General features: G+C 42.1%; 6 protein-coding genes, 5 tRNA genes and 1 pseudogene. 11 read left to right on the forward strand and 1 reads right to left on the reverse strand.

What is annotated here, in order from left to right; translation table 11 throughout:
• The first annotated feature begins 1 nt into the window (after nucleotide 1).
• The 11 genes and pseudogenes from RDW05_RS11465 to RDW05_RS11515 all read left to right on the forward strand — a co-directional run bounded on the left by RDW05_RS11465 (nucleotide 2) and on the right by RDW05_RS11515 (nucleotide 6,276).
• Nucleotides 2-78, forward strand: a tRNA-Asp gene (locus RDW05_RS11465).
• Between the two features lie 5 nt (nucleotides 79-83).
• Nucleotides 84-159, forward strand: a tRNA-Phe gene (locus tag RDW05_RS11470).
• A 4-nt stretch (nucleotides 160-163) separates the two neighbouring features.
• Nucleotides 164-238 (forward strand) — tRNA-Gly (locus tag RDW05_RS11475).
• An 8-nt stretch (nucleotides 239-246) separates the two neighbouring features.
• A tRNA-Cys gene (locus RDW05_RS11480) sits at nucleotides 247-320 on the forward strand.
• A gap of 36 nt (nucleotides 321-356) precedes the next feature.
• Nucleotides 357-445, forward strand: a tRNA-Leu gene (locus RDW05_RS11485).
• Between the two features lie 1,518 nt (nucleotides 446-1,963).
• Nucleotides 1,964-2,170, forward strand: a pseudogene (locus tag RDW05_RS11490) (transposase); the annotation flags it as partial.
• 277 nt (nucleotides 2,171-2,447) lie between these two features.
• Entirely contained in the window at nucleotides 2,448-3,140 is a 693-nt protein-coding gene (locus RDW05_RS11495) for a DUF3990 domain-containing protein (protein WP_307979165.1), read from the forward strand.
• On the forward strand, nucleotides 3,109-3,744 hold the full coding sequence (locus RDW05_RS11500; protein WP_307979166.1) for a helix-turn-helix transcriptional regulator: 636 nt from the start codon (nucleotides 3,109-3,111) through the stop codon (nucleotides 3,742-3,744). The genes RDW05_RS11495 and RDW05_RS11500 overlap by 32 nt, the downstream gene beginning before the upstream one ends.
• A gap of 78 nt (nucleotides 3,745-3,822) precedes the next feature.
• Nucleotides 3,823-4,104, forward strand: coding sequence for a hypothetical protein (locus RDW05_RS11505; protein ID WP_307979167.1), 282 nt, complete (start codon nucleotides 3,823-3,825; stop codon nucleotides 4,102-4,104).
• Between the two features lie 386 nt (nucleotides 4,105-4,490).
• Nucleotides 4,491-5,267 (forward strand): ZIP family metal transporter, encoded by a 777-nt coding sequence (locus RDW05_RS11510; protein WP_374111043.1) that lies wholly within the window; start codon nucleotides 4,491-4,493, stop codon nucleotides 5,265-5,267.
• 478 nt (nucleotides 5,268-5,745) lie between these two features.
• Nucleotides 5,746-6,276, forward strand: a complete 531-nt coding sequence (locus RDW05_RS11515; protein ID WP_307979169.1) for a TIGR00730 family Rossman fold protein — start codon at nucleotides 5,746-5,748, stop codon at nucleotides 6,274-6,276.
• 97 nt (nucleotides 6,277-6,373) lie between these two features.
• Here the strand turns inward: RDW05_RS11515 and RDW05_RS11520 are convergent, their stop codons facing one another.
• Complete coding sequence (locus tag RDW05_RS11520; protein ID WP_307979170.1) at nucleotides 6,374-7,021, reverse strand: TrkA family potassium uptake protein; 648 nt, start codon at nucleotides 7,019-7,021, stop codon at nucleotides 6,374-6,376.
• Between the last annotated feature and the right edge of the window lie 68 nt (nucleotides 7,022-7,089).

Genomic DNA, 7,089 nt, shown 5'->3' on the forward strand with positions numbered 1-7,089 from the left:
TGGCCCGGTGGTTCAGTTGGTTAGAATGCCGCCCTGTCACGGCGGAGGTCGTGGGTTCGAGTCCCATCCGGGTCGCCAATCATGCCTCGGTAGCTCAGTTGGTAGAGCAAAGGACTGAAAATCCTTGTGTCCACAGTTCGATTCTGTGCTGAGGCACCATATTGCGGAAATAGCTCAGTGGTAGAGCACCTCCTTGCCAAGGAGGGGGTCGCGAGTTCGAATCTCGTTTTCCGCTCCACCTTTTAAGGCGACATAGCCAAGCGGTAAGGCAGAGGTCTGCAAAACCTTTATCCCCAGTTCGATTCTGGGTGTCGCCTCCATTTTTATTTCTTAAAAGGTGTTAAGTAGTTATGTCTGCCGCGGTGGCGGAACTGGCAGACGCAAGGGACTTAAAATCCCTCGGGTAGTGATACCCGTACCGGTTCGATTCCGGTCCGCGGCACCAACATAAATTATGTTGGAACAATATATAGAATGAAAATGCTGATTGAACTTGTAGAAGTCAATCAGTTTTTTTGTGTTTAAATATAAATGCTCATTGTATAATGATAATCTGTTTAAAGTTTTTCGTGCTAACAAAAAAGCAGCTATTACACATGCATGAAGCTTGCTGATAGCTGCCTTTTGTTATGCCCACTTGACAAACCGCTTTGACAAATATATCATATAGACCTTCGCCTTACGTAATCTACGGTTTCCGAATTCTTCAGCCACGCAGAAGACAGGTCTGAGCCTTCGGGAGCGACCCTGAGCTTCCTGCCCCTTTTACCTGCCGCGGGAATGGCTACCCGCAAATTTCACCCATCTTTCAGATAATTGCATTTTTATGGTATGCGCAACCAGGTATTGAGCTACTTTTACCTCAGAATTCTGTTATACACGGATTTCTCCGCTTCACTACCAACAGCTTGCTTCGGAGTTTCCGCTAAGTTCGCTGCAGCATCCCTGCTGCAGGTTTCACGGATTTTTCTAGCCTTTCGAGCTAGCGTCTATTGTCGCTGCCAGAATCCTTTGCGCTTTAATCGGCACCAAGATCCGCACATACCGTTCTGTGTTGCCTTTTGGGCTTCTCTGTCAGTCCTCACGGAGCAACAGAAACCTCACTGCCGCAGTATCCCGCAGGCAGCCTGGTCACAGCTTCCGGTATTCTCGGAAGGGTTGACAACCCTTTAGTGCACCGAGTTATACGATATATTTGTCAAAACAGTTTTCAAGGAACATGTCGGTATTCAACCGATGAACAAAGTATAACATATCATAATGAAGTAATCGTGGAAAAAAAGGTGCGCATTGAAGCAGTAGAGATAAACAAAGGCTGCTTATATTAACGTAAAGTACTTGGTTTAGGTTTAAATTATTTCATGGTAAAATATAGGTAGATAAGTGTTATTGCTAAGTAAAGCAGTATGTCATAGTTGCAAAATAAAAGGATGAGCTTCAAACCGTGGCTGCTCTCGTTACTAACAGGAACCATGGCTTGCAGGCTCATCCTTTTTTGAATTGAATCCGTAACACGGCAGGCGTCTGAAATGACGTCGGCTCAGTGGGGCTTTCACTCCATATACTTATAGTAGCTTTATTTGCTGAAGATGTCAATTAGTTTCCAATATAAGAGCATTATAAAAAATGAGACTAGCGGCTCTGGAAATTGTGGTGCCGATTACTGCTCGGCGTCAAAACCAGACAAACTAGCCTCTGCTATTTTTAGTATAGCATTGCAGTTCTATGGAGTCAATGCTGTAGAAATAACTATGCTATAAACTTTGATGTAGCGAAAGTAGTGCAAAGCATAGCGTTGGCTCATTGTATAATGAAATTGCACACCTGAAAAATTGAATAAAAAATAGTCCATTGTGATACCTTTGTGTTAAGATTAAGTTGCTACACAAAAAACTAACTAAGGGGTAATCACAATGGACTACACCAAAGATATCACAAACCATCAAAAAGGTAAACACTTTCTTACAGTTCTTGGGAAAGAGGCAGTAATGAGCGCCATAATGGTTTGCTCAAAAGATTCATCCGAAAAGGAAAGAGGATGGACAATTATAGCTGCCAAGATATTATGTTTATCGCTGATTGGTGTAATTCACTTCCAAGGAAGATTCTAGGATATAAAACTCCAGATGAACTGTTTGAACTTGAGTTGGATAAGATCTATGCATCTTAATTTTCAAAAAGTGTGCAACTTCTTATTGCTATTTAGAAAATTCTTCTGGATAAATTTGTGGCATAATATGTACCTCTTTTCCCTTCGAAGTTATTATATCTTATTAGCCTCTGTTACAACTATATTATAGCACTACAGTATCTTGGAAAAACTGTGAGTTAAATAAGTGTTGTGTTATAAAAAAAGTCGGCGGAATTTGCTTCCGTCGGCTTTTTAATATTGCAAGTATATCACTGTGGTGATATACTTGAGCTAAGGCAGAATGGAGGCGATGAAGATGGACAAAATAATTACGTTGTATCACGGTTCGGAGAATATCGTAGAGGTTCCGGCTTTTGGTAAAGGAAGACGTAATAATGATTTTGGGTTAGGCTTTTATTGTACGGAAAGTGAAGCTTTGGCGATGGAATGGGCTGTATCTGATTTGCATGATGGTTATGCCAATCGTTATACCTTAGACACAGAATACTTAAAAATACTCCATCTGAACAGTCCGCAATACACGATTCTGAATTGGATTGCAGTTTTGGTTGAACATCGCTTATTTACGCTTAAGAATCCTGTTGCCAGACGAGCAAAGCAATATCTGATTGATAATTTTGCAGTCAATGTGGATGCATATGATATCATTACCGGTTATCGTGCAGATGATTCTTATTTTGATTATGCAGAAACATTTTTAAATAATGGTATATCTGTGGAGCAACTGGCAAGGGCAATGCGTTTGGGCAAACTTGGCGAGCAGATTGTTATTAAGTCGCAATATGCTTTTTCTAAGCTACATTTTGAAGGTTATAACAATGCTGAAAAAGATAAATACTATGATAAGCGTTGTGATAGAAACAAAGAAGCTGATAGGATTTATGAGCAGATGTTGGAAGAAGAAAGCGATGGCTTATATATTCAAGACATTATGAGAGGACGTGTTGGTAATGACGATGCACGCATACCCAGAAACGTATCTAAATAAAGCGCAGGATAGGCTTGGCGATGCTTTTGATTATGCCATCAACAGCTGCGATATAGCTGGCGAAGATTTTATGCAGATGTTTGCCGGAAGTTCTGTCAGCAGGCGTATGGGGAAGGCGGATCCTAAATATATTCCGGGCAAAAGCGGTATAGAGATTGCGCTGGATGTTATCAAGGAGGCGACAGGTAAAGAGTTGCATATAGAGCCAAAGGTTAACTATGGCCGGTCGCCGGAATACTGGATGGGCTGGGCGCTGGCGTATTACCAATGGCGCTCGGACAGGCAGTATAAGGATATTTTTAAGGTAGTCAGCTATAATGATTTGCAGAGAATGTATTACACGTTGCATGAATCTGATGTTACTAAGTTTGCAGATATCATAGATAAGCTTATGCGAGAGCATTTTGCAGAAACGAATTTGAAACGCTTTCGTGGCTATACCGGTATGACGCAGGCGGAGCTTGCCCGTCGCTCTGGAGTCAGCTTACGCTCGATACAGATGTATGAACAGCGCCATAAAGATATCAATAAGGCCAGTGTGGAAACAGTTTATAAATTGGCGAAGGTTTTTGGCTGCGCTGTGGAGGATTTGCTGGAACAGTAGTGTTTTAGCTTGGCGTTGCAATTAAAAAGAGTCGCTTCGGCGGCTCTTTTGTTATGCTTGGGAAAAGTGTTTGGGAAAATGCAGGATAAAATTTTTCAGTGGGAAAAACGTAAAGAGGAAGCTTTGGCGCATTTGGCGCAGGCGGATGAGCGTGAGCAGAAGCTGGTTTTGGCAGATAAGCTGGCTAATATGCGTGCAATTGCGCGTGATTATGCTAAATACGGTGAGAACTTATGGCAGCGCTTCAAACGTGGCAAGGATGTACAGAGCTGGTATTATCATGCAGCAGTAAAGGCAATGATTGATTTGAGTTTGATACGGAAACAGCGCCTTTTTATAAAGAATTTGAGGATAAGGTAAATCAGGTTTTTGGGTATGAAGGATAAGGGCTGAGGATGAACTGGAGCAGGATGATTGCCTGGTGTCTGAAGTAGAGGATACGGAAGAATAAGATATTAGGATTATTAACTTGCACCAACAACAAAAAGCTGATACTCATACAGGTCGCTAGGATTTGCAGGGTATCAGCATTTTTGGTTGTTCAGTATGATGGTTAGTGATTAAGCCTTAAGGCCAAAGTCATAAGCTTCCTGCTGCCGCTGATTTCGCCTGCAGTATTAACTCCGCTGCAAAAAAGCAGATGATACAACCCCAAATAAATCTCCGCTTTAGCTATCATAATTCCTACCGTTGTAGTATAATTAAGTTGACAAGAAACAAATTTTTTATACAAGGATGGTGAAGTAATGGAGACTTTCATGGGAATTCTTATTCCATTTATCGGAACAACACTCGGTTCGGCGTGTGTGTTCTTTATGAAAAAATCGCTTAGCGATATGGTGCAGCGCTCGCTTGCGGGCTTTGCTGCGGGTGTTATGGTTGCAGCGTCTATCTGGAGCCTGCTGATTCCTGCTATCGAGCAATCCGAAAGTATGGGAAGGCTGTCCTTTCTCCCTGCGTTTATCGGCTTTTGGATTGGTATATTATTTTTACTCATGCTTGACCACTTGATTCCCCATCTGCATGTGGGAAGTGAGCAGACTGAGGGCCCCAAGAGCAATTTGAGCCGTACTGCGATGATGGTTTTGGCTGTAACGCTGCACAACATACCTGAGGGAATGGCAGTCGGTGTAATATATGCCGGCTTTCTGGCGGGGAATACGCCAATTACGGCAGCAGGGGCGCTTGCCTTGTCCATCGGTATTGCTATTCAAAACTTTCCGGAGGGTGCGATTATTTCTATGCCGCTTCGCGCAGAGGGAGAGAGTAAGAACAGAGCATTTTGGGGCGGTGTGCTTTCCGGTGTTGTGGAACCAATCGGAGCTGTGCTGACGATACTTGCTGCTCAGCTTGTAATACCGGTGCTGCCGTATCTTTTGAGCTTTGCTGCCGGTGCAATGCTTTATGTTGTTGTAGAGGAGCTGATTCCTCAAATGTCGCAGGGAGAGCATTCTAATATCGGCACGATTTTCTTTGCCGTAGGCTTCAGTGTTATGATGGTGCTGGATGTGGCGTTAGGGTAGAGAACAATTTCGGTATACTAGAATGGTGCCGCTGGCAAACAGTATAGCGGAGAGCCTGAAAGAGCCAAAGAATATTATGAAATGAGAGATTGCTGTGAAGAACAAAAACAGCATTAAGAAATTTGATGGCAAAATCTAGCTTCTTAATGCTGCATTTCACAGTAATCTCTCTTTAATTAAACAGTTTATCTGGCATGTCTAACATCTTCTTTTGCAGATAGACAGATTCTGACGTACTAATGGCTTATAATATACTTGTACCTGAGAAAAAATCCTGCTGATAACCATAGAAAATTGAATTTACGGATACATAGGAAAAAGCTGATACTACGCTTGCCGGGTATCAGCTTTTTAATATGAAGGGTATGAACAAGCATCCTTATCCTGCATCAAGTTATATAGAAAAAATATTCCATATCGCTTGCACAGGTATTTTTATGGTGGTTTTTTAGATTAAACAATATTCGGAGGTCTTAACATGAATATAACAGTATATCTTGCCTCATCCACAGGCAATGATCCTAAATTTGAGGCTGCGGTTAAAGAGCTTGGCATCTGGATTGGTGCGAGTGGTAATACGTTGGTTTATGGCGGTTCTAAAACCGGCCTGATGGGAGAGCTGGCACAAAGCGTTTTGCAGGCAGGCGGTAAGGTTATCGGCGTGGAGCCGCAATTTTTTATAGATGAAGACTATCAATATGAGGGACTGACGCAGCTGATAGTTACCAAAGATATGGCAGAGCGCAAGACGAAGATGATTGAGCTTGGTGATGCTTTTATTGCCTTTCCCGGCGGCGTGGGAACGCTGGAGGAGGTCAGTGAGATTATGTCCAAGCTGTCACTGGGACAGCTGCAGGCGCCGTGCATCTATTATAATCTTGACGGTTATTATGATGATATAAAGCACTTTCTGCAGCAGATGATTCTTAAAGGTTTTTCTTCAGAGGAAAAGCAGCAGGGAGTATATTTTGCGGAAAACTTGGAAAAAATTAAGGAATTATTGAAATAAAAGAGTTGTCGAGAATATAAAAAGGCTGACGCTTCGTACTTACGCAAGGCGTCAGCCTTTTTGCTGTCTTAAATATTCTGCGTTTAAGCAATATTATTCATATCCGGAAACACTTTTGCAGTGCATTATACTCGCCTAATGCCAGCATTGTTATATCGTCGGATAATATGGTATCGGGCGTAATTGAGACGTCAGTTTTTCCCAAACGTTTTATACCAAGAATATTGATGCCAAACTTTTTGCGGACATCCAACATACCGATGCTTTTACCAACCCATGCTTTTGGCACCTCTACTTCAAAAATAGCGTGCTGCTTGTCAATTTCTATATAATCGAAAATATGGTCTGCAGTGTAGCGTTTGGCTGCCCATATAGCCATCTGTTTTTCAGGATAGACTACATTGTCTGCACCGTTACGAAGCAGAAACTTTGCCTGGACATCGCGTTCAGCACGAGATACTACACATTTTGCTCCCAGTTCTTTTAAAAGAGAAGTAGTTTCCAGCGAGTTTTGAAAATTACCGCTGATAGTTACGAAGCAAACGTCAAAATTCCTGATGCCGAGAGCACGTAAAAACTCTGCATTGGTGCTGTCACCGATTTGTGCTTTGGTGACAAACGGCAGTACATCGTTAATTCTTTCCTCATCAGTATCAACTGCCATGACCTGATGCCCTAATTGTGAAAGCTGCATAGCGATATGTCGTCCAAAATGACCTGCTCCGATCAGTAAAATATTTTTCATAGGATATTCACTCCTCGTATAATATAGTCATAGCTTAGGTTGCTTTTAATAAAAATTTAAGCTATGCT

This window comes from uncultured Phascolarctobacterium sp. (assembly GCF_902463975.1).
Taxonomy (GTDB): Bacteria; Bacillota; Negativicutes; order Acidaminococcales; family Acidaminococcaceae; genus Phascolarctobacterium_A.